Annotated in this window: 16 protein-coding genes; 6 read left to right on the forward strand and 10 right to left on the reverse strand. The window is 69.3% G+C overall.

The features are described 5' to 3' along the window. Positions 1-48: 48 nt before the first annotated feature. The 5 genes from SCAB_RS43065 to SCAB_RS43085 form a co-directional block, all read right to left on the reverse strand. Positions 49-654 carry a dihydrofolate reductase family protein gene (locus tag SCAB_RS43065; RefSeq protein ID WP_013006373.1) on the reverse strand — a complete coding sequence of 202 codons (606 nt, stop codon included), beginning with the start codon at positions 652-654 and terminating at the stop codon, positions 49-51. 232 nt (positions 655-886) lie between these two features. Beyond that, entirely contained in the window at positions 887-1,846 is a 960-nt protein-coding gene (locus SCAB_RS43070) for an expansin EXLX1 family cellulose-binding protein (RefSeq protein ID WP_049875826.1), read from the reverse strand. Positions 1,847-2,026: 180 nt separating this feature from the next. Further along, positions 2,027-3,049, reverse strand: a complete 1,023-nt coding sequence (locus SCAB_RS43075; RefSeq protein ID WP_037729070.1) for a LacI family DNA-binding transcriptional regulator — start codon at positions 3,047-3,049, stop codon at positions 2,027-2,029. A 237-nt stretch (positions 3,050-3,286) separates the two neighbouring features. After that, positions 3,287-4,423, reverse strand: coding sequence for a GH12 family glycosyl hydrolase domain-containing protein (locus SCAB_RS43080; RefSeq protein ID WP_013006376.1), 1,137 nt, complete (start codon positions 4,421-4,423; stop codon positions 3,287-3,289). Positions 4,424-4,701: 278 nt separating this feature from the next. Beyond that, positions 4,702-7,617 (reverse strand): glycoside hydrolase family 48 protein, encoded by a 2,916-nt coding sequence (locus tag SCAB_RS43085; RefSeq protein WP_041670226.1) that lies wholly within the window; start codon positions 7,615-7,617, stop codon positions 4,702-4,704. 813 nt (positions 7,618-8,430) lie between these two features. On the opposite strand from SCAB_RS43085, the gene SCAB_RS43090 reads away from it, so the two are divergent. Next, the gene (locus tag SCAB_RS43090) at positions 8,431-10,170 is read left to right on the forward strand and encodes a glycoside hydrolase family 6 protein (protein ID WP_013006378.1); all 1,740 of its coding nucleotides are present in this window, start codon (positions 8,431-8,433) and stop codon (positions 10,168-10,170) included. 76 nt (positions 10,171-10,246) lie between these two features. Here the strand turns inward: SCAB_RS43090 and SCAB_RS43095 are convergent, their stop codons facing one another. Together SCAB_RS43095 and SCAB_RS43100 are read right to left on the reverse strand one after the other, a co-directional pair. Continuing rightward, positions 10,247-11,755 (reverse strand): MFS transporter, encoded by a 1,509-nt coding sequence (locus tag SCAB_RS43095; RefSeq protein WP_013006379.1) that lies wholly within the window; start codon positions 11,753-11,755, stop codon positions 10,247-10,249. A gap of 109 nt (positions 11,756-11,864) precedes the next feature. After that, positions 11,865-13,085: an oxygenase MpaB family protein gene (locus SCAB_RS43100; protein WP_013006380.1), complete on the reverse strand. Its 1,221-nt coding sequence runs from the start codon at positions 13,083-13,085 to the stop codon at positions 11,865-11,867. Between the two features lie 249 nt (positions 13,086-13,334). On the opposite strand from SCAB_RS43100, the gene SCAB_RS43105 reads away from it, so the two are divergent. From SCAB_RS43105 to SCAB_RS43125, 5 genes are all read left to right on the forward strand, one after another. Continuing rightward, positions 13,335-14,000, forward strand: coding sequence for a TetR/AcrR family transcriptional regulator (locus SCAB_RS43105; RefSeq protein WP_046773398.1), 666 nt, complete (start codon positions 13,335-13,337; stop codon positions 13,998-14,000). A 585-nt stretch (positions 14,001-14,585) separates the two neighbouring features. After that, entirely contained in the window at positions 14,586-15,176 is a 591-nt protein-coding gene (locus tag SCAB_RS43110) for a TetR/AcrR family transcriptional regulator (protein ID WP_013006382.1), read from the forward strand. Between the two features lie 377 nt (positions 15,177-15,553). After that, the gene (locus tag SCAB_RS43115; RefSeq protein WP_013006383.1) at positions 15,554-16,531 is read left to right on the forward strand and encodes an SMP-30/gluconolactonase/LRE family protein; all 978 of its coding nucleotides are present in this window, start codon (positions 15,554-15,556) and stop codon (positions 16,529-16,531) included. Between the two features lie 57 nt (positions 16,532-16,588). Further along, a complete protein-coding gene (locus SCAB_RS43120; protein WP_041670227.1) occupies positions 16,589-17,419 on the forward strand; it encodes an SDR family NAD(P)-dependent oxidoreductase in 831 nt (276 codons plus the stop codon). A gap of 272 nt (positions 17,420-17,691) precedes the next feature. Continuing rightward, complete coding sequence (locus SCAB_RS43125; protein ID WP_013006386.1) at positions 17,692-18,309, forward strand: TetR/AcrR family transcriptional regulator; 618 nt, start codon at positions 17,692-17,694, stop codon at positions 18,307-18,309. A gap of 108 nt (positions 18,310-18,417) precedes the next feature. Here SCAB_RS43125 and SCAB_RS43130 read toward each other — a convergent pair whose 3' ends face one another. The 3 genes from SCAB_RS43130 to SCAB_RS43140 are packed head-to-tail and all read right to left on the reverse strand — an operon-like array spanning position 18,418 to position 22,234. Continuing rightward, positions 18,418-19,743: an amidohydrolase family protein gene (locus tag SCAB_RS43130; protein ID WP_013006387.1), complete on the reverse strand. Its 1,326-nt coding sequence runs from the start codon at positions 19,741-19,743 to the stop codon at positions 18,418-18,420. Positions 19,744-19,802: 59 nt separating this feature from the next. After that, a complete protein-coding gene (locus SCAB_RS43135) occupies positions 19,803-21,332 on the reverse strand; it encodes an FAD-dependent oxidoreductase (protein WP_013006388.1) in 1,530 nt (509 codons plus the stop codon). Further along, positions 21,329-22,234: an alpha/beta fold hydrolase gene (locus SCAB_RS43140; protein ID WP_013006389.1), complete on the reverse strand. Its 906-nt coding sequence runs from the start codon at positions 22,232-22,234 to the stop codon at positions 21,329-21,331. The genes SCAB_RS43135 and SCAB_RS43140 overlap by 4 nt, the downstream gene beginning before the upstream one ends. Between the last annotated feature and the right edge of the window lie 4 nt (positions 22,235-22,238).

The following is a 22,238-nucleotide window of genomic DNA, read 5'->3' on the forward strand; positions in this document are numbered from 1 at the left end:
GTCGCTGAGGGGGCGGTCGACGCGGCACTCGCCCCTCTGCAGGCGACGTCAGGCCGGGGTACCGAGCGGAGGGTGCTCCAGTACGCGGGGCTTGTACTCGACCAGCTGGGTGCGGCCGTCGAAGGTGCGGTGGTCGATCATTTCGAGGGCGACGTCCGGATAGCCGTCGTAGATGCGTTCCTCGCCCGTGGCCCCGGTGATCACCGGGAACATCACGACCCGGAAGCGGTCGACGAGTCCGGCCTGCATCAGGGACCGGCACAGGCTGAGACTGCCGATCGTGCTGAGGAGCCCCGAGCCGTTCGACTTCATGGTGCGGACCGCCTCGACGGCGTCGTCCCGCACGAGCCTGGAGTTGGCCCACGTCAGTGGCTCCTCGAGCGAGGAGGAGAACACCACCTTGGACGCTTGCGTGAGCGCGTCGACGGACGCCTCCTCCTCGGGCCTGAACTCGTCCTGGCCGGCGGGGACCTCGCCCGCGGCGAAGCCCGACATCAGGCGGTAGGTGTTGGCTCCCATCAGGTAGGTGGCCTCGGGCTGCTCGCCGAGCCATGCGAGGTACTCAGGGCCCTCGAGGCCCCAGAAGCCGGGCCATCCCTCTCCCGACGCGTAGCCGTCGAGGGAGGTGATGAAGTCGACGAGAAGCTCCGACATGGCGGTGTCCTTTCCTGGGGTGTCATGAGCTTGGACCGGCGGGGAGCCACAAACTCATCGGCCGCGCTGTGGAGCGACGGAAAAACCCACGACGATCACCGCCCCGGCGGCGAACCGTGACCGCGAACGTGGGTGAAGTCGCCGCAGCCGATCACGACCATCGGCCCGTCCCCGGCATGCGAACTGCCGGGGACGGGATCACTGATGACACCGGCGTCCGGTTCCTCACGGGTCAGTGCCGGGCGAACTGAACCTGCGTCGGTTGGACGACATTCGGGCGCACCGCGAGTCCGCTGACGGTCAGCTGCTCCCCGTAGATGTCGGTGACTCTGATCGCCTTGCCACAGCCACTGCCGTCGGCGGAGACGAAGTAGTTGAAGCTGGTGCGGGAGAGCTGCCGCCAGCCGCCCCCGGTGCTGACCTCCAGCCGCGCGACCGGGTTGCGATGACCGATCACCTGGATGCCGCACCAGTAGACGCTGGAGCCGGTCTTGTACCTGATGGACATCGTGCCGATGGAGCTGGGACTCACCAGGCTCCAGGTGATGGGGAGCCTGCCGACCTTGAGGTCGGCGAGCTTGGCGAAGGCCTGCTGGCTGAGGTCGATCTGCCCGGGTGCGCAGGGCAGAGGGCATTCGTTGGTGATCCGCACCGTGATCGACTTGCCGTTGCCCGTGCGGACGAGAACGTACGCGCCGCAGGCCCGGGAGGTCTCGTAGTCGGTGGTGTTCATCGCCGCGATCATCATGTCCGGGCTCGGACCGAACAGACAGGCCCCGTCCCCGACACCGGCCTCGTAGGCGGTGGCGACGCCCTGATACGAGGTGTTGGGCCGGATCCGCCCTGCCGACGGGGGCGTGGTGGACGTGCGTGAGGTCTTCGGGGCGTCCTTGGACGAGGCCTTCGCCGCCTTGGGGGGTTTCTTGGCCTTGGGGCTGGTGGAGCTGCTCGGACTAGGGCTCGACGACGGGCTCGGCGTCGCGCTGGGAGATGCCGTGCCGGCGGTGCGGGCGGCTTTCGGTTGCGTGGTGACGAGGGGCGTGGCCGCGGCCGGCCCGGCATCGACCTTGTGGCCGGGGAGCAACGCCGTGACCAGGTAGGCGAGAACGCTCGCGGCGGTCAGGGCCACCGTGGAGCCCAGTACGAGTCTGCGTCTGCGCCTGCGCTGCCGCGCGACCTGCCTCGTTGTCATGATTACCTGTCCGTTCAGGATGGTGCCGATGGTGCACTGGTCAGTGCCCGCCCACGGCGAAAAGGTTGCCGCCGACTTTGCGCGGCCCAGGGGCGTCTGTCAGGCGCAGGACGGGTCTGAAGACTGGGAGCGCTCCCAAAAAGCCGGACGGTCAACTCCGGTGCAAGTAGCCGGCGTTTCTCAGGCCGACTCGCGGACGACCAGCGCGGTACGGAGGATGACGTGACGGTAGGCCACCGACGGCTCCTCCATGTCCTCCAGGAGCAGCCGGATCATGGCCCGGCCCATCTCCTCCAGCGGTTGACGCACCGTGGTGAGCTGCGGCTTCGTGCGCTGGGCCAGGGGGAAGTCGTCGAAGCCGATCACGGCGACGTCGTGCGGCACGCGCCGCCCCGCCGCGCGCAGGGCCTGCAGAGCCCCCGCAGCCGTGGTGTCCGACGCGGCGAGAACACCGTCGATGTCCGGGTGCCGTTCGAGCAGTTCGGTCATGGCGCGGCGTCCGCTGTCCTGCGAGAAATCACTTTCGGCCACCAACGACTTCACGCCGTCCAGGCCGGCCAGTGCCAGAGCGTCCTGATAGCCGCGCAGTCGGCACTGGGCGGCGTCCATGTCCAGTGGCCCCGTGATGGTGGCGATGGTCCTGCGGCCGCGCGACACGAGGTGGGAGACCGCGCTGCGGGCACCCCCCAGGTTGTCCGCGTCCACGTAACTGACGTACTCGTCGCCCGAGCGGCGACCCAGCATCACGGTCGGCAGCCGCGCCTCGGCGAGCATGTCCGGCAGCCGGTCCCCGGCGCGCACGGACAGCAGCAGAACTCCGTCGACCCGGCTGCCGCGGGCGTACTCCAAGAAGCGCTTCCGGTCCGCGTCCGAGCGGACCAGGGTCAGCATCAGCTGCATCCCGATGTCTGCCAGCGCGTCGCCCAGGGAGCGGACGACCTCTGAGAAGAAGGGCTCCGCGAACACTCTCCAGTCGGGCTCGGTCAGGACGAGAGCGACGGCATTGCTTCGCTGGCCGGCCAGCGAACGGGCCGCGAGATTCGGGACGTACCCCAGCTCCTCGATGGCCTGCTGCACGGCTCGGCGCGTGGATTCCTTCACGCCTGCCGCGTTGTTGATGACGCGGGAGACCGTGCCCCGCCCCACCCCGGCGTGCGCGGCCACCTCTTCCAGCGTCGGCGTGCCGGGGCGTCGCGTGCCCATGACCACCTCCCCCATGAGACAGCCGATCTTACGGGCCGAAAGAACCGGGCACACGCCTTGCGCGCGGAACCCGTGCAGTGTCGGCCAAGGGGAGGTGGGGTGCCGGCTGGTGCGGAGTGGGTGCTTAGCGCCTTTTGGTCGGATTCGGCGAGAAGCTCCATGAGGAGGGTGGCGGGGCTCGCCCTGTCGGCATGGGGGCGGTCGGGCGAGCCCCGGACGGAAGAATCCTCCTGCGGGCTACGCGGTGGTGCAGGACGTTCCGTTGAGGCTGAAGGAGGCCGGCTTGGTGAAGGTGCCGCTGTAGGTGCCCTGGAACCCGAAGGAGACCTGGCCGCCTGGCGCGATGGACGCGTTGTGCACGGCGTTGTCGGCCGTCACGGACCCCGACGCCGGGGAGACGTTGGCATTCCAGGAATGGGTGATCCGCTGCCCCGACGGCAGTGCGAACCCGACCTTCCAGCCGTCGACCGGGGAGGAGCCCGTGTTGCTCACCGTGACGCCGGCGGTGAAGCCGTCCTGCCAGACGCTCGTGCCGTAGCTCACCTTGCACGCGGCGGGGCCGCCGGGCGAGCCGGGGCCGCCGGGGGTGCCGCCGCCGAGGTTCACCGTGGAGGAGAACGAGTTCACGGCCAGGCCCGCGCCGTTCTGCCAGGGCTCGAAGCCCGCCTGAATACTCGTCAGGTACCAGCTGTCCTGGGCGAGTCCGCGCGAGACGGTCTGGCGGACGAAGTCCATCACGTCGAAGTTCCAACTGTCGATCGCCGACGGCGCGACGAAGGACAGGACGTCGTTGCCGCCGTTGTTGCCGGACCATACCTGCCACTGGCGTCCGGCCACCGTGGCGGAACCGACGGGCGAGCCCACCGGCTGCACGGACCCCACCCGGTCGAACCAGATCATGATCTCGGTGCGGTTGACGCCGTCGGTACGGGGGGCCGGGTCCAGCCAGATGTCGTAGGCGGCGTCATAGGCCGCACCGCTCGCATAGCTGTAGGAGATACTCGTGGGCGCGCTCGCGATGGAGCTGAGCCGGGCCGGGAGGTTCGTGCCGGGTGAGCAGTTGGTGTAGTGGCAGCCGTTGTACACGGACGGGTACGACTTCGGGGCCCCGTTCGTGGGGACCGAGCCGTCGGCCCGGGTGACCCTGAAGCCCGAGTCCGTGACGGAGATGCACTGGGTGGTACTGGTGCCCCAGCGGTTGTTCTGCACGACGTAACGGCCCTGGATCGTGGTGCTGCCGAACTCTTCGCAGATCGTCGTGTCGGCCTGGGAGGCCGTCGCGCCGGTCAGCAGCGCGGCCAGGGCGACGAACGTGGTCAGCAGGGCACCGCAGAGCGCGCGCGTCCTGCGGACCTGGTGGCGTGAGGGTTGCATGCGTGTCCTCCGCGAGTGGTGTGGGGCGAGGGCTTCTGCATGGGATTGGGAGCGCTCCCAAGAGTGATCTCGCCGGGACTGTAGGAGAGGATCATGTTCCTGACAAGGGTGGCGGTTCCGGTGGCTCGAGGCGCTCCCCGAAGAGGCTGGTGGTGCGGGGCCGAACCGGGCTCGGCAGATGTCGGGACCCGGGCGCCGGGCGGCCCCAAGGGGACGGGGCCGCCCGGCCGGTGACCCCGTCGCCGGGTGACGGGGTCCGTACGCGGCCTCAGCGGGGGCTATTCGAGGAGTTCCGCGTACGATCCCATGGCCAGGGCGATGTCCGCCTGGGCCCAGAACCGGTGGTAGGTGAACGACGGCACCGCGCCGCCCTTCAGGTAGGACTCGATCTTCGACCAGGCCGGGTCGCTCTTGTAGAAGGACCGCATGGACTCGAAGGTCGAGGAGGAGTTGATCGCGTCACCGTTGGGCATGGTTCCGGTCCATCCGCTCGGGATGTACACCGGGTCGTCGAACCGGTTGTAGTCGGCCCGGTCCTCCGGCACCGCGATGCCCAGGCTGTCCTGGTAGTTGTTCCACATGCCGTCCAGGAGGGCCTTCGCCGTCGTCTTCGCCGCGCTGTCGCCCGACCTGGCGGCGTAGTAGCTCAGGGTCTTGGCGTACGCGGCGGCCACGCCGACGTCGTTGGTGTAGTCGGCGACGGTGACGTGCAGCCCGCTGTTGGAGCCGGGGCTGGACGCGTTCCAGGTGTTCGGGGCGCCGGACCACTGCAGGGTGGAGGGGATCCGGTAGGTGCCGTCGGGGTTGATCGTGGTCTTGGACAGCGCCCACTTGACCCACTTGTCGAGGACCGACTTGGCCTGTGCGTTGCCCGTCTGCTGGTAGTACTCGGCGACGCGCTCCATGGACCACGTCTGGAAGCCGAACCACTGGTTGGACGGCGGGTCGTGGTACACGGGCTTCTCGTCGTAGTACATGCCGTAGAAGGTCGGCGTCCCGGCCGGGGGAGTGGCGTACCGCCCCGCCCAGCTGTTGGTGGCGCCGCCCGCGATGGCGCCCTCGTCGGACTGGAGCCAGCGGTAGAACTCGATCTGCCGGTCGAGGGACTTGGCCCAGTCCGCCTGCCCGGTCGCCGACTTCGGCTTCAGCGGGGCGTAGTTGGCCAGCGCGTACGCGGCCAGTGGGTTCTGGTAGCCGCCGTGGGTGTGGCTGGAGCCGATGCGCCAGGCCCAGCCGGCGTTGGTGTCGGTGGCACCGCCCCAGGCGTAGTACCAGGACAGCAGATACATCGAGGAGTCCTTGCCGGTGCCGGCCGGACAGGCGGACGGGCCGACACAGTTGCCGATCTTCTTGAAGTACTTGTCGTACATCGCGTAGCGGAGGTAGTCGCCCATCTTCGCGGCCTTGCCGACGGTCGCGGAGACGTCACCGCCCTTGCCCTGCTGCTTGGCCCAGACGTCCGCCCAGTACGCGGCCTGCACGGCGCGCGCGTCGGCGTCCGGGGCGTTGGTGAACTTCCACTGCTTGGCGTAGGAGGCGTCACGGGTGAACAGGTCCAGGTACCCGTTCTTACCGCCGTACTTGAAGGCGTCACACGTCGGCTGCGGCACCGTCTCCCACACCGACTCCTGCACACCGCGCTGGAAAGTATTGATGTACGACGGCCCGGTGTCCGCGGGCCCCGCCTCGCACTTGCCCGGCGCGTTGCCGAAGCCGTAGACGTTGTCGACATCCTCCAGCCAGTGCATACCGTAGATGTCGTCCGTGCCGTACGCCGACTTCAGCTCACCGGCGATCGGGTCCGCACCGGAAGCGACCGACGAGTCGAGTTTCGCCGGGTACTCGTCGGGAGTGTCCAGCTCGGGTGCGTAGGTGGCCGGCTTGGAGGCGTTGTAGAAGGAGTTGGTCGGCTGGTCGGCCTTGGTGGGGATCATGTACTTCTCCATGATCTCCCAGGCGCCGTTGAACTTGGACCAGTCGCCCGTCACCTTGCCGTACATGGCCTGCAGCCACAGGAGGTAGCCGTATGCCTCCGATGTGGTCTCATGGCCGTGGTCCGGCGCCTCGACGATCAGCGTCTCCACCGAGTGGTACGGGATGCCCTCGGGGGAGAAGTAGCCGTTCGCCGGGTTGGTGATCTTGCCGTACAACTCCAGGAAACGGGCGTCGTACGCCTTCGTCGCTCCCAGCTGGGTCACGGTGACCGAAGCCTTGGCGTGGCCGGTGGCCGTCGACTCGAAGACCGCCGCGCCGGTGCCGGAGGAGTCGGCCGTGACGGTCACCTTCTGGGCGGTGTTCCAGTTCGACGGCGTGAAGGTGAGCGAGGCGCCACCGGTCACCGCCAGGCCCGAGTTGCCGCTCGCGCGCGTTGTCGTCACCGTGACGTTCGCGCTCGGCTGCTTCGAGAGTTTCACCTCGTACGCGCCCGACTTGCCCTGCTGGACGCCCAGTTGCGGGGGTGTGGCGACCACGGAGGGGCCCGAGGCGACCGTGATGCCGACGGGCGTGGACTCTGCGGAGGCGCCCAGGCTGTCGTAGGCCTTCGCCAGCAGCGAATGACTGCCCACGGTCATGCTTGAGGCGGAGAGCGTGTACGGAGCTGTCGTGTCGGTGCCCAGCAGCTTGGTGTCGTCGTAGAACTCCACCTTGCTGATGGTCGCGTCGTCCGCGGCCGCGGCGGTGGCCGCGAGCGGGACCGCCTCGCCCTGGGTGTAGACCGCGCCCGCGGCCGGGCTGGTCAGCACGGTGATCGGCGGCTGGTGGGCCCCGTTGCAGGCAGTGCCGTTGACCGAGAAGGACGTGGGCGCCGCGTTGGTGCCGCTGTACGTGAACTGCGCGCCGGCGGAGACGGCGGCGCCCGCGGCGATCTTGCCGTTCCAGCCGGCGTCCTTGACGCTGATGTTCCGGCCGGACTGGGCCCAGCTGCCGTTCCAGCCGTTCATCAGCTTCTGGTCGCCCGAGTAGGCGTACGTCAGCGTCCAGCCGTCGACGGTGTCCGTACCTCGGTTGGTGATGGTCACGTCCGTGGTGAAGCCGGAGCCCCAGTCGTTCGTCTTGTAGTCCACGCTGCACTGAACGCCCGCCGCACGCGCGGTCGTCGCGCCCGTGGCCAGCATCGACAGGGGCAGGGCCAGGGCGGTGGCCGTGGCGGTCAACGCCCGCCGAAGAGTTCTGCGTGTGCGTCCGGGATCCATGAACTGGTTCCTCCAAGCGGTCGAAGCACGGGGAAGCACAAGTCTTGGCCAGTGGGAGCGCTCCCATGATGGGGATGGGGGCGGCAGCGGTCAAGGAGCTTGAAGAGTCGTACACGCGAAAGGGTTGAGTTCAGGGGAAGTTCAGCCGTACCTCTGGGCAACGGCGCCACTTGGCGCTACCTTCCTTCGCACCAGTGGGAGCGGTTCCCGACAGTCGACGCGCCGGACACGGCGCGCCACGCTGAGAGGAGTCGCTCATGCGACACCCCCCACCTTCATTTCCCCTCGTCACCGCACGCGCCGAGACGCTCGTCGCCAAAGTGGTGGTTCCCATGATCCGGCCTCCGGGAGCAGCGCTCCGCCGTAAGGCGGAAAGCGTCGGTGCCGGACAGAGGGATCACGGCTCAACGGATCCGTGCCGACGAGTAATTCCCAGCTCAAAGAGGGTAGTTGGCGGCCCGCCGTCGGTTCTGGCCGATGGCTGCGCACCGAATGAGAACGGGGCGAGCCGACCGACGCGAGGGTCGGCTCGGCCTCCCAGCCCTTGAGTGGGTGCCGTCACCCCTCCGACGATGCTCGAACACAGGAACGGCGGCAGACCCGGCCCGTTGGACGTCGAATCGGGAGCGCTCCCAGAACGAGTCCCCGGCGTGCGCCGTATCCGGAGCACCGGTCGTGGATGACCCCTGCCCCACATCGTCCCTGCGCTTCGGTCGGGACGGCACGCCCTACCCAGTACGGATCAAGGTGCGCGATCACCTGCGCGTGCTCCAACAGCGGAGAAATCCTCCAACCGGAAGGAACCCCGTCATCATGAGTCGCACCACAACCTCACTGCTCGCAGCGCTCGCGCTGCTCAGCGGGACCTCGGCGGCCGCACTCGTCGCGGCACCGGCCGGCGCCGCCGCGGCCGCGCCCTGCACCGTGGACTACAAGGTGAACCAGTGGGACACCGGCTTCACCACCACGGTGACCATCACCAACAACGGCCCGGCCAAGTCGAGTTGGTCGCTGAAATGGTCGTACGCGGGAAACCAGAAGATCAGCAATGGCTGGAACGCGAAGGTCAGCCAGAGCGGTTCGTCCGTGACGGCCGCCAACGAGAACTACAACGGCACGCTTCCCACCGGAGGTTCGGTCGGCTTCGGCTTCCAGGCGTCCTACAGCGGAACCAACGCGATTCCGGCCACGTTCACGCTCGACGGAGTGACCTGCAACGTGGATGGCGGGCCGACGGATCCCGGGCCGACGGATCCCGGGCCGACGGACCCGGGACCGACCGATCCCGGCCCGGGTGGGCCGAAGGCCGCCAACCCCTATGTCGGTGCCAAGGCCTACGTGAACCCGGAGTGGTCCGCGAAGGCGGCCGCCGAACCGGGCGGCAGCCGCATCTCCGACCAGCCCACCGCCGTGTGGCTGGACCGGATCGCCGCCATCAACGGCGTGAACGGCGGCATGGGCCTGCGCGCCCACCTGGACGAGGCGCTGAAGCAGAAGGGCAGCGGTGAACTCGTCATCCAGCTGGTGATCTACGACCTGCCGGGCCGCGACTGCGCCGCTCTCGCCTCCAACGGCGAACTGGGGCCGAACGACCTCGACAAGTACAAGAGCCAGTACATCGACCCGATCACCGCGATCCTCTCCGAGTCGAAGTACGCCGGCCTGCGGATCGCCACCGTCATCGAGCCCGACTCGCTGCCCAACCTGATCACCAACGCCGGTGGTACCAGCACCACCACCGACGCGTGCGTGACCATGAAGAGCAACGGCAATTACGAGAAGGGCGTCTCCTACGCGCTCGACAAGCTCGGCGCCCTCGCGAACGTCTACAACTACATCGACGCCGGTCACCACGGGTGGCTGGGCTGGGACAGCAACCTGGGCCCGTCGGTGCAGGAGTTCTACAAGGTCGCCACGACCAACGGGGCGAGGGTGGGCGATGTGGCCGGGTTCATCGTCAACACCGCCAACTACAGCCCCGTCAAGGAGCCCCATCTCAAGGTCACCGACATGGTGAACGGGCAGACGATACGGCAGGCGAAGTGGCTGGACTGGAACCAGTACGCGGATGAGCAGTCGTTCGCCCTCGGGCTGCGGGACAAGCTGGTGGCGGCCGGGTTCGACTCCGGTCTCGGCATGCTGATCGACACCTCGCGCAACGGCTGGGGCGGATCCGCCCGGCCCGCCGGCCCCGGTCCGCTGACCTCCGTGGACGCCTACGTCGACGGCGGCCGCATCGACCGGCGCATCCACGCGGGCAACTGGTGCAACCAGAGTGGTGCCGGAATCGGTCTGCGACCCACCGCCGCCCCCGCCACCGGCGTCGATGCCTACGTGTGGGTCAAGCCGCCGGGTGAGTCCGACGGCAACAGCGCCGCCATCCCGAACGACGAGGGCAAGGGCTTCGACCGCATGTGCGATCCGACCTACGGCGGCAACGCGCGCAACGGCAACAACCCCACCGGCGCACTGCCGAACGCACCGCTCGCCGGAAAATGGTTCTCCGCCCAGTTCCAGCAGTTGATGCAGAACGCCTACCCGCCGCTGTCATGATCCGCTGACGCGGTGACCCCGCCGGGGCCCCGGTCGAATCTCGACGGGGGCCCCGGCGAGTGGCCGTTGCCCGGCGTCACATGTGGACGACGGGTGCCGCGTCGGGATCCTGCTCCGGTACACCGCGACGGTAGAGGATGACGCTGACGGCCAGGCCGACGGTGAAGAAGACGGCCGACCACCAGTAGGCGGTGGAATAGGCCTCCAGACCCGCATGGGCCTGCACGACGGGATCCCTGGGGTCCTTGCCGGTCAGGTAGTCGGTTGCGGCGCCGGTGGCGAGGGTGTTGAGCAGAGCGGTGCCGATCGAGCCGCCGACCTGCAGCATGGCGTTGACGGTGGCGGAGGCGACCCCGGAGTGCTCGGCGTCCACACCTGTGACGGCCAGGCTCATGGCAGGGGGCATCACCAGGCCGAGCCCGAGGCCCGTCACGACCAGAGTCGGCAGGATGTCCGTGCCGTACGAGCTGTGGAGGTCGAGGCCGGTCATCCAGACCATGCCGGCGGCGGCCAGGCCCATGCCGAGCGGGACCACCGGCTTGGGGCCGATGCGGGGGAGCAGCACGCTGGTGGCGAGGGCGGAAGTGATCATGAGTGCGCCGGTCATGGGCAGGAAGGCCAGCCCGGTCTCGATGGGCGTGTAGCCGAGGCTCTGCTGCAGGTAGTAGGTGAGGAAGAGGAAGACCCCGAACATGCCGGCTCCGCTGATCAGCACGGAGATGAAGGAGGCGCCGCGGTTGCGGTCGAGCAGGACGCGCAGGGGCAGCAGGGGGTGGGAGGACCTGGTCTGCCACACGGTGAAGGCGGCGAGCAGGACGGCTCCGACGGCCAGCCAACCCCATGTCTGAGGCGAACTCCAGTCATGGCTCTCGGCGTTGGCGAAGCCGTAGACCAGGCTGAACAGGCCGCCGCCGACGAGGACGGCGCCGGGGATGTCCAGGCTGGTGGTCTCGTCGCGGGTGCTACGGCGCAGAAGGAGGGCACCTCCGAGGAGCGCCGCACCGGCGAAGACAAGGTTGACGTAGAGCGTCCAGCGCCAGTCGAGGTGCTCGGTGAGCACACCGCCGAGCAGCAGGCCCACGGCACCGCCGGCGCCGGCGATGGCGCCGTAGACACCGAAGGCCCTGGCGCGTTCCTTGGGGTCGGTGAACGTCGTGGTCAGCAGCGACATCGCGGCCGGGGCGAGCAGGGCCCCGAACAGGCCCTGGCCGACGCGCGCGGCGACCAGCATCTCGAAGCTGTTCGCGGCCCCGCCCAGGGCGGAGGCACCGGCGAAGCCGACCAGTCCGACCAGGAACGTGATCTTGCGGCCGAACAGGTCGGCTATGCGTCCGCCGAGCAGCAGCAGGCTGCCGAAGGCGAGGGCGTAGGCGGTGACGACCCACTGCCGGTCGCCGTCGGAGAAGCCTAGGTCCTTCTGGGCCGAGGGCAGGGCGATGTTCACGATCGTCGAGTCGAGCACCACCATGAGCTGGGCCACGCCGATGACGGTGAGAATCCACCAGCGATGGCGAGGTGGTGTGCCGGAGGAAGGAAGCGGGGACACGCCGGCCGTGGCCGGTGCGCCGAGGGAGGTTCCAGACATGACGAAGTCTCCAGAGACATGATGAAGGAGCAGGAAGGTGCGGTGAGGCGATGCGGACGGCTGCTTCGTTGGAGCTCGTCACGTGGTGCGGTCGGTGATCGGGTGGCTGTCAGGCCGCCGGCGTACCCGAGCGACGGACTTCAGCGCGACGCCGGGACGTGACACCAAGGGCGAGAACGGCCGCGATCGGGTCCGTTCCGGGCCCGGGCTCGTCGGCGGCCTGCCGGCGAGCTGCCTGGGCCGAGGCGGGGGAGAAGGTCTGCCAGTGCCGGGCTTGACGGTTCAACGTGCTGATCAACGGCATGAGATCGGTTACGGCCGGGTCGTCGGGGATGCCCAGCCGATCGGCCGCCGGGTCTCCGAGGGCCCGTCGGAGCACCCAGTGGATGAGGTCGCGCAGCCGCTCCTCGGACAGGACCGCGCCCGGTGCCTGCGCCGTAGCGTGGGCCTGCGCGCCGATCACGGCAGCCGTGGCGGTGCGTGACGTGTCGTCGGGGGAGGGCGTCATGGCGTCCAGCATGTCCTGCAGGCGGCGGGCGCCGGCGTGGTCGGCGACGGCTTCGTACAGGCTCTGGTCCACCCCCAGAAGATGGGCGACGTACGCCCAGTACCGGTAGAGCCGGCGCTCCTCCTCGCCGGTGACGTCGATACCGACGGCGGCCAGGGCCTGGTGGGCGACGAGGGTGAAACCGAGCCAGGTGCGTGCCATGTCGAGCCGGCCGATCGGCAGGCCCGGGACGACGCCCCTGTCCCGGTCCATGAGGGCTGTGGCCCGCAAGCGGGCATGGCGCAGCCGGGCCTCCACGGTGGCCACGTGCCCGGGCCGTCCGCGCAGCAGCCCACCCGGCCGGATGGCCTGCCGTGCCCACACCCCGGCCTCCACGAGCCGCCGCGGAGCGCTCTGAGCCGGCCTGTCGGTGCGGATCAGCAGTCGCGCGGCGGCCGGGGAGGCGTAGGTGTGGACGAGCGCGCCGGTGATCGCGCAGAGCCCGAACCACATGGGCGGGACGGACAGGCTCACCACATCGCCGCGGTGGAGCATCAAGGGGTCGGCCCAGGACGGGGGCGTCTCCACCTGCTCCAGCAGTGCGGCAACGGCTTCCGGGGGCTGCTCGTCGAGACCTGCCAGCCCTTTCCTCAGACCGGCATCGAGCGCCTGCCGTGTCCTGGGGCCGCAGGCATCCAGTTCTGCGATGACGGCGTCGGCGAGCGGATCCCCGGCGGTGAGCAGCGACGCCATGCGCTCCGCCTCCAGGGAGGGCCTACGGCCCACCGCTTCAGGAGCGCTCGCTTGTTCGGCGGCGGTGTGGGGGGTGTGGTGCGCGGTCATGTGACTCTCATTTCCGAGAAGGCGCGACCCGGAGTGTCGGACGCACGCGGCTCCCCGAGCCGGTCGGGGAGGTGGGGAGGTCCGTCACAGACACTCTCTGACACCCGTCAGATTAGCTGCAATCTGACGGGTGTCAAGTAAGGTGATCTCGTGGCAGGACGCTTCGAGAGGAGGGCGAGGACTCACCGTCGGCCCATGCCTGTGCGGTGCACGCTGCGCAGGTACGAACCAGCAGTCATGGAGGCAGTGATGGGAGTACGGACCGAGTCCGTCAGGCGGCCCGGGCGCCCCGGCGCCGGCACCCCGGCGGTGCCCGGGCGGGAGAGCGTCCTCCAGCGGGGCCTGGAGGCCTTCGCGGAGCTCGGCTACGACCGCGCCTCCGCACGTGAACTGGCCCGCCGTCTGGGCGTCAGCCACAACTTCATCAACGACCGGTACGGGTCGAAGGCAGCCTTCTGGCGGGCGGTGATGGACCACGCCCTGGGTCCGCAGTCGGAGGGCCCGCCGCAGCAGGACTCCGGGGGCGACGACGCCGATCGGCTGCGGCGGATCATCGCCGGCTTCTACCGTGCCGCGGCGGACACTCCCTTGATCGGACGCATCCTCGTCGACGAGTCGTCCCGGGACACCGAACGGTTGGACTACCTGTACGAGCGGCACATCGTTCCGACTCTGCGGCTCATGGCACCCGGCATCGAGCGGCTCGTCGCCTCCGGGCGCATGGCGCCCGTCCCGATGGACGTGCTGTTCTTCGCCGTCGTTCCGCCCGTCTCGGGAATGGTGGACGGCCCTCTGGCTCGGCGCCTGGGCAGGCCCGAGCCCGCCTCGTCCCAGCAGCTGACGGGCACTGCGGAGGCGCTGGCGACGCTCGTGGTCAACGGACTGCTCGCGACGGGTGCGACAAGGGGCCGATGAGGTCGCGCTGCTGTCGATGCCGTGTACGGCCCGTTCGCCGGTGGGGCCGGTCCGCTCGGCACCGGCGCCGATGACGTGCTCACGGGCGATGCCGTCGGTCCCCCGTGAGAACGCGGCCCACGAGCCGGTGCGCTGCCGTGCGCCCATCTCACCGCCCCCCCTCACCGGGGGCGCTGCGGTCCACGCGTGTGGCGCGGGGAATGTTCCGAACAGGCAATCCGCCATGTCTCCTTCGGGAAAGACCTCGACCCGGCTCCGGGGGTTCACTGTCGGCCACCTGCACGAAAAGGAGCCGCACCATGCCAGACGAAGCCAGGTCGGAATTCTGGAAGGGCCTCAAGCCGATCGCCGACTCGGTGAAGCCCGACGCCCTGCCGGAGGTCTATCTGTCCCAGGTGGCCACCGACGACGACCGGTACTACGCCCCGCTCGGCGAGACCGTCGGCTCGCGCCCGCTGTGGATCAACGTCAAGGACAACTCCTGGGCCGACAACCACATGTTGGTCGCTCGTCCAAGACGCTGCGCTACCATGCGTGTGAACAGGCGTTTCGATCTCACAGGGGAAAGCGGACTGCATGGCTCGCATGGCGGCGAAGGACCGACGGGAAGAGCTGATTGCGGCGGCGTTCCGGGTGATGGTCCGCGACGGAGTGACGAAGGCGACAACGCGCGCGATCGTCAACGAAGCGAAGATGCCGTTGGGTGTTTTCCACTACTGCTTCAGCTCCCGGGAAGAACTCCTGCAGGAGGTCCTCACCCGCTTCACCGCCCGGAGTGCCGACGCGGCGCGGAACGCCCTTCAGGAGGGTGGCGACCTCGGTGCGAGGATCTCCAAGAGCCTGAGCGCGTTCTGGGACGGTGTGGAACGCGGCCCGGGAGAGCACCAGGTGACCTATGAACTCACGCACCATGCCTTGCGGCAGGCCGGGTTCGAGGAACTGGCTCGTCGGCAGTATCAGAGTTACCTGGACGTCCACCAGGGGCTCCTCGTGGAGGCCGCTGAGGCCGAGGGGATCCGTTGGACCGCTCCTGTACCGGTTCTTGCCCGCTACCTCAACGCGGTGCTGGACGGTCTCATCCTGTGCTGGCTGGTCGACCGCAAGGGCGAGGACAGCCGTGCGGTGCTGCGTCTGACCGGCGAGCATCTTCTGACCCTCGCCGAGAGCAAGGACTAGCTGCCGGCCCGGAGTTCTCGGTGGCGGCGCGTTCCGGTCCGCGCTGCGGCCTCGGTCGGGGCCCCACTGGTTCGGTTTTCGCCGGCCGAAGCCGTCGCGTGTCACTTGTCGCGACAGCTCCGACGTCGGCCACCGGCGGCCCCGCGCGAAGAACTCCGCACGCGTCCGGGCATGCCGCCCCAACCCGCCTGCGCCCGCCGGAGCGTCGCCTGCTCCGAGGGCTCGCACCTCAGCCACGAAGACTCCCGCCGGAACGTTGACTTCGGTTCACTCGGAATGAGACGGTCACCCGTACAAGTCAACTGTCCAGTACAAGTGTCCTACTTCTGGTTGCGGTGGTGCGAGCCCTGTCAGCCGGTCGCCCGAGGAGTGGCTGAATGAAAACGACGGCAGCGCTCGCCTTGAGCGGCCTCGGTGTTCCGGAATGCCTGCGCTGGCACGAGGGGGCGCTGTGGTTCTCCGATCTGGCGCACGGCACGGTGCATCGCTGGGACGGCAGCGGGGCGCCGGAGACGGTCCTGAGGGTGCCGGGCCGGGCCGGCGGGCTCGGCTGGCTCCCCGACGGTCGCCTGCTGGTCGTGTCCATGGACGAGGGCCGGGTGTACCGGCGTGAACCGGGCGGCGACCTGGTCGAGCACACCGACCTGCGCCACATCGTCGGTGGGCCGGTCAACGACATGCTGGTCGACCCGCAAGGGCGGGCGTACGTCGGCAACTTCGGTTTCGACTACCACGCCTTCACGCGCAAGCACCCGAACTCTCTGCTCTACGCGCCGCCCGGCCCTCCGCGAACACCGGTCGCCCGCCTCGCCCCGGACGGACGTGTGATCGGGCTGTCGGAGCCGTTGCTGTTTCCCAACGGCATGCTTCTCACGGCCGACGGTTCGGCTCTCGTGGTGGCCGAAACACTCGCCATGCGACTCACCCGCCTCCCCGTCAACGGCGACGGCGACGGCACGCTCGAAGGCCCGCAGCCCTGGGCCGCTCTGATCTCACCGCTCCTGTGGCGCCTCCTGAACCATCCGGGACTGCCCGGACGCATCACCCGAAGGATCTCCGCCCTCCTCGACCGTCCCGCCGTAGCCAAGCATTCCGCGTCACCGGTCGCACCGGACGGCATCGCCTGGGACACCGACGGCGAGACGGTCTGGGTGGCGAACGCCCTGCGCGGCGAATGCGTGCGCGTGGCGGAGGGCGGCCGGATCCTCGATCGAGTGGCGACGAGCCAGCAGACCCTCAGTTGCCTGGTGGCGGGCCATGACGGACGCACCCTCTTCGCCGCCACCGTCCCCACGGACGATCCCGTCCGCGCCGCAGCCCTGAACGGCGGCCGTATCGAGATGGTGCGGCTGTGACGCACCTGATGACGGACGACGGGCGCCGAAACGACATGTACGAGGGAGTGTGTGGCCATGGGCCGGAAAGCTGAGCAGGAGCAGACCGTCCTGGTGACCGGCGCCGCCAACGGCATTGGCGCTGCCATCGCGGAACTCGCCGTCGCACGCGGCCATCGCGTGATGCTGACCGACGTCGACGAAGCAGCTGTCGTCAGCCGCGCCCGCGGCCTGGGTCCCAGAGCCGCCGCCTGCGCGCTGGACATCCGCAGTTCCGCGGAATGGACCAGGGCCTTCGAGGCGGCGGAATCGGCCTTCGGCGGAGTCGACGTACTCGTCAACAACGCGGGCATCACCCACACCGGAGTGGCACGCGACCTCCGTCAGCAGCAACACCGTGACATCGTCGAGGTGAACCTGCTCGGCACCATCACCGGGGTCTGTACGGCGCTGGAGCGGATGACCGCCCAGGGCCACGGCCACATCGTCAACGTCTGCAGCATGACCTCGTTCCTGCCCCTGCCCGGATACGCGACCTACTGCGCCTCGAAGTACGGTCTGCGGGCCTTCCACCACAGCGTCGCCATCGAAGAGCGCGACGGACCGCTGGACTTCACCATCGTCCATCCGCCGTCCACCCGGACCGCGATGCTCGAACAGGAGATGGCCGACCCGTCCTGCGCCATCGCCTTCGCGGAGAAGTCCTACGCACCGCAGCAGATCGCCCGGGCGGTCCTCGACGCCCTCGCCACCAAACCCGTCGAGGTCGTCTTCCCGCCGCTCGCAGGCCGTGTCCAGCGGATCGCCGGAGTCTTCCCCCGGCTGATGCGCCGGATCCTCCCCGTCGCCGAAGCCAGGGGGCTGCGGCAGCGGGAACGGCTCTCGTCCGACCCGGGAGCCGGCCGATGAGAACGATCGGCGCCCTGATCACCCGTACGGTCTGCGGCGCACTGTGCGACCGCTCCCGCAGCCGCTTCGGCCGCCAGAGATTCTTTCCTCCGCTTCCACGAGGGCATCGCACGGTGTGACAGGGCTCGACCCCGATCGGCGAGCCCCGTATCGGCTACGGCGTTGCTGTTATGGTGCTGGCTGAGGAGGTGGGTCTTTCCGTGGCAGAACCTGATCTTGCCAAAGCGGGTGCGGCATCGGCTCGGCGTTCTCCGGGGCGGCCACCCGTCCCGTTGGAGCGCATCGTCGCGACCGCACTGCAGATCGTGGACGAGGAGGGCGCCGACGCGCTCTCGATGCGGACATTGGCCCTGCGCCTGGGATCGGGCACGGCGACGCTGTACCGGCACTTCGACAACCGGGCCGCCCTGGTCGCCCATGTCGTGGACCGCATGTTCGGCGCCGTGGCGTTCAACGGCGACGAGTTGTCCTCGCTGGGCTGGCAGCAGGCGCTGCGAACGGGTGCGCATGCCATGTTCGACGCCCTGGCCCGGCACCGGAACGCGGCCCGCCTGCTGGTCGAGCAGGTTCCGCTGGGGCCGAACGCCATGGCACTGCGGGAGCGTTGCGTCGCGGTGTTGCTCGACAGCGGTTTCGCGCCGCGCACAGCCGCGTACGCGTACGCGACCCTGGCCCGCTACGTGCTCGGCTTCGCCATACAGGTCAACGGACATGGCGGCACAGGGCAACCCGGCGACACACAACTCGCGGCCGCGTTCCAGAGCATCGATCCGGACCTGTTCCCGGCCACCGTCACCGTGGCCGCGGTGATGCCGGTCCCGATCGAGGAGGAGTTCTCCTTCGGCCTCGAACTTCTCCTCGGCGGGCTTGCCCACCTGCGCGAGGCCTGACCGAGCCACGAGCCCGACCCGATCCGCCGCGCGTGGCGCGACCAGCGCAGCGGTACGGCATTCTCCGGTGTCACCGCTCCAGGGAGCTGTTCACGTCACCTTCTGCTGTCAGGCGGAGGAGGCCGTGGGTCGGACATGGCGCAGCAGGCGTTCGCCGGACTCGCGGAGTCGGTGTTTGAGGTCGTCGAGGCCGGTGGCGAGCAGGGCGTGATCGCGTTTGCGCCAGCTGCCGGCAACCATCACGGCCTCGATGTTGGCGATGCCGGCATGCAGAGCCGTGGCGACGGGGTCGTGCGCCGGCCACAGGTTGAGCGCACGGGCGTCGACGGCGACCAGATCGGCCTGCATGCCCGCCTCGATGCGGCCCACCCGGTCGGCAAGGCCCAGTGCCCTGGCCCCTTCGACCGTGGCCCAGGCCAGTGCCTGCCTGGCGGTGATCGAAGCGGTGCCGGCGTGCATGCCGGTCGCCTGCCGGTGCTGGGCGTGGTCCAGGGCGCGCTGATGGGCCAGGGCGATGCGGGCGGCGGTGAGAAGATCGCCGGACACGGCCGTGTCGATGTCCGTGCCGAGCGAGGGGGCCGCGCCCTGGCGCAGCAGGGCGCCGGTGATGGGGGTGCCGTGTCCCTGGCCCAGTTCGTTCTCCGGCGTGGTGGTGAAGGTGACGCCCGCCTCGACGAGCCTCTTGATCCAGTCGTCGGGCAGGTCGATCCCGTGTGCGACGTTGGTCAGGGGACTGAAGAGCCCGGCGTCGCGCACGGCCTCCCAGCCGGACGAGGGTTCTCCGCCGCTCTGGTGCATCGAGACGACGAGACCGCGTTCCGCGCCGGCACGGAAATCGGCCACGGCGGTGTCGGGCGAGGAGTACTGAGGCCCTTGCAGCGCCATGCCCAGGGTGAGGAGGGCGTGATCGCGCACGGGTCCTTCGAGCAACCGGTCGATCTCGGCGAGGGGGTGGGGGACGTCCGGCGACCGGTAGGGCGTGCCGTGCAGGAAGACGGCCCGGATACCGGCCTGCGCCAGGCCCTCGACGGCCGCGTCGGCGTGCTCGGGTGACAGCACGTTGTGACACCAGTCGCCGACGGTGGTCGTTCCGCAGTTGATCTGGTTCAGCGCGCCGACGAGATTGCTGATGTGCATGTCGGCAGGGGAGTAATGCCCGACGCACTCGCCGTGGAGGTGGGTGAGGTACTGCACCAGGGTCCAGTCGGCGCCTGCGGAGCGCAGTGCCGTCTGCCAGGTGTGCAGATGGGCGTTGACCAGCCCTGGGATGACGATCCGGCCGGAGAAATCGACGACTTCGGCGTCGGGTGCCTCGACGCTCTCTCCGACGGCCGCGATGCGGTCCCCGTCGACGAGGATGTCGACATGCTCGGCGTCGGGTCGATCCGGCACCATCGTGATGACCCGCGCTCCGCGCAGCAGGACGCGGCTCATGCGGTGGCTCCCCGGACGGGGGTGCTGTGGCTCGGCTGAGACATGGTGCGGCTCCTTGGCTACGGCGTCATGGCGCGTGCGGCGGATTGTGTGGTGGCGAGGAAGCCCGACGTGGCGATGTGCCCGATGTAGCCGTCGGGGCGGATCAGCAGCAGGGTGTCGCCGGTCAGGCCGTAGGCGCGTCGCAGGCTCTTCGCAGAGTCGCCGAAGCCGAGGCCGTCGGCGGCGGCTGGACCTACGGCGAGTCGCTTGAGCGGTGCGCCCGCCGTGGGCCAGGCGATGTGTTCGAGGTCGCGGACGGCGCGGGGGCCGTAGGCGAGAGCGGTGAAGTGCGGCCCGCGGAGGACGTCGAAGAGCCGGATCGCGGCGCCGTCGGCGCCGCGCAGTTCGGCGTCCGGGGCGCGGTCGCCCGCGCGCAGGGTCTCGGTGCGCATGCCGTCGGCGGGGGCGAGCGGGCCGCCGTAGTAGGTCAGGGCGAGTTGCTGCTCGTCCTTGCCCCGCTTCATGCTCGACGGATCCAGCTTGGCGATGCCTCCCCACTTCGCCGTGGACAGGCCCAGGACACCGGCGGCGATCGGCTGCCGCTCGGCCTCGTAGGTGTCCAGCAGCGCCGGGTCCGCTCCGGCGAGGACCTGTGCGATCTTCCAGCCGAGGTTGTAACCGTCCTGCATGCCGGTGTTCAGGCCCTGGGCACCGGCCGGGGTATGCACGTGCGCGGCGTCACCGGCGAGGAAGACCCGTCCGCGGCCGTAGCTCTCCGCCAGGCGGATGTTGGGCCGGAACACCGACGTCCAGCGGATGCCGTGCAGGCGGATGCGCCGGTCGCGGGTGTGGTCGTGGATCCGTCGGATGATGTCGTGCTTCTCCGAGGGTGGTTCCTCGTCCGGCGTGAGGCGGATCATCCACTGGAACATGTCGCTGTCGGGCAGCGGGCAGGCTCCGATGAACTTGCCGCCCAGGCCAGGCCACATATGCCACCGGTCACGGGCCAGCCCTGTCACCGAGGCGTCGACGATGAGCATCCGGTCGCTCTCGTCCGTCGTCCCGACGAAACCGACACCGAGCTGCTTGCGCACCGCACTGGAACCACCGTCGGTGCCCACGACATAGCGGGCGACGATCTCGTGCGTGCCGTCCGCACCCGCCACCTTGGCGACCACGGTGTCCTCGTCCTGGGTCAGCTCGGTCAGTTCACGACCGAACTCGACCTCGCACCCGAGCTCGCCGAGCCGGGCATGCAGGGCGCGGTCCGTGCGGAACTGAGGGATCAACCAGGTATTCGGATAGGGAACGTCCGGTGTCGCTTCCTTGTCCGGGAACATCTTCCACGGCACGGCGAGAGGTCCCGCATGGATCCCGAGCCGGGGGTAGACGCTGCCGCCGGCCAGCACGTCTTTCAAGGCACCGAGGTCTTCCAGGACTTCGAGACTGCGGGGCTGGACGCCTTTGGCACGGGAGCCGTCGAAGGCATGGGGAGACCTGTCGATGATCCGTACGACGAGTCCTCGCCGTACGAGATCGATCGCCACGGCGGAGCCCGAAGGGCCCGCGCCGACGACCAGGACGTCGATGACCTGTGCGTCGTTCACGAGTGGAGCCTTTCGCCGCGAGCGGCCACGAACGGGGCGATCTGATCGGCGACGTCGCGGGGCCGTTCGAAGGGGGCCATGTGGCCGCATTCGGGAATGACGTGATGGCGCCGGGGCTTCAGCAACCGGCGTGCCGTGTCGAGGTGGGCCAGGGGCGTGACCTCGTCCTGTTCGCCCCACAGCAGCAACGTCGGGATGTCCAGGGCACCCGTCTGCCGGAAGAGGTCGTCGCGGCCGGTGGCCGGCAGATGCTGCAGCGTGTCGAAGACCGCGTACAGCGACCCTTCGAAGCGGAACGCGTCGAGGACCATCTCGGTGAGTTCCGCGCCCAGTTCGGGGTCGCGGACGTTGTGTCCGAGGTGCCCCTGGAGTATCCGACGGCCACGCTGCCGGGCGACGAGGCCGGCCAGCAGGTCGCTGCGGAGCAGCCGGTGCGGGGATGTCGGCCGGGGTTTCGCGAGACCGGCGGGTCCGACGATGGTGAGGGTGGACACCGACGAGGGGTACCGGGCGGCGTAGGTCATGGCGACCAGCGCGCCCATGGACGTGCCGACGAGGTGCAGTGGCCGCCCCGTCAGGTCGAGCCGTTGCGTCAGCTCGATCAGTTGCCGCGCGAACAGCGTCTCGTCGTAGCGCGCCCGTACCCGGTCCGAGTAGCCGCGGCCGTACGCGCTGCAGGTCAGGGTCCGCAGCCCGCGGCTGTGAAGCTCGGTGGCGAGGCTGTCCCAGTAGAACAGCGGGATGGTCAGTCCGCCCGCCATCACGACCAGGTCGCCGTCCTCGGGGCCGGCCAGTTCGTAGTGGGTGAAGCCGTCGGACAGTTCGATGAAACTGCCGGACAGATCCTGCCGTGCGTCGGGGTTAAGCTGCCGGTCCTCGCCTGCTGCGACGAAGTACTTCATGGGA

The organism is Streptomyces scabiei 87.22 (genome assembly GCF_000091305.1).
Classification (GTDB): Bacteria; Actinomycetota; Actinomycetes; order Streptomycetales; family Streptomycetaceae; genus Streptomyces; species Streptomyces scabiei.

Coding starts and splice junctions, on each gene's coding strand:
- SCAB_RS43095 (WP_013006379.1), bottom strand. CDS start 11,755: ATGTCTGGAACCTCCCTCGGCGCACCGGCCACGGCCGGCGTGTCCCCG.
- SCAB_RS43075 (WP_037729070.1), bottom strand. CDS start 3,049: ATGGGCACGCGACGCCCCGGCACGCCGACGCTGGAAGAGGTGGCCGCG.
- SCAB_RS43140 (WP_013006389.1), bottom strand. CDS start 22,234: ATGAAGTACTTCGTCGCAGCAGGCGAGGACCGGCAGCTTAACCCCGAC.
- SCAB_RS43085 (WP_041670226.1), bottom strand. CDS start 7,617: ATGGATCCCGGACGCACACGCAGAACTCTTCGGCGGGCGTTGACCGCC.
- SCAB_RS43110 (WP_013006382.1), top strand. CDS start 14,586: ATGGCGGCGAAGGACCGACGGGAAGAGCTGATTGCGGCGGCGTTCCGG.
- SCAB_RS43130 (WP_013006387.1), bottom strand. CDS start 19,743: ATGAGCCGCGTCCTGCTGCGCGGAGCGCGGGTCATCACGATGGTGCCG.
- SCAB_RS43065 (WP_013006373.1), bottom strand. CDS start 654: ATGTCGGAGCTTCTCGTCGACTTCATCACCTCCCTCGACGGCTACGCG.
- SCAB_RS43090 (WP_013006378.1), top strand. CDS start 8,431: ATGAGTCGCACCACAACCTCACTGCTCGCAGCGCTCGCGCTGCTCAGC.
- SCAB_RS43070 (WP_049875826.1), bottom strand. CDS start 1,846: ATGACAACGAGGCAGGTCGCGCGGCAGCGCAGGCGCAGACGCAGACTC.
- SCAB_RS43120 (WP_041670227.1), top strand. CDS start 16,589: ATGGGCCGGAAAGCTGAGCAGGAGCAGACCGTCCTGGTGACCGGCGCC.
- SCAB_RS43080 (WP_013006376.1), bottom strand. CDS start 4,423: ATGCAACCCTCACGCCACCAGGTCCGCAGGACGCGCGCGCTCTGCGGT.
- SCAB_RS43115 (WP_013006383.1), top strand. CDS start 15,554: ATGAAAACGACGGCAGCGCTCGCCTTGAGCGGCCTCGGTGTTCCGGAA.
- SCAB_RS43105 (WP_046773398.1), top strand. CDS start 13,335: ATGGGAGTACGGACCGAGTCCGTCAGGCGGCCCGGGCGCCCCGGCGCC.
- SCAB_RS43100 (WP_013006380.1), bottom strand. CDS start 13,085: ATGACCGCGCACCACACCCCCCACACCGCCGCCGAACAAGCGAGCGCT.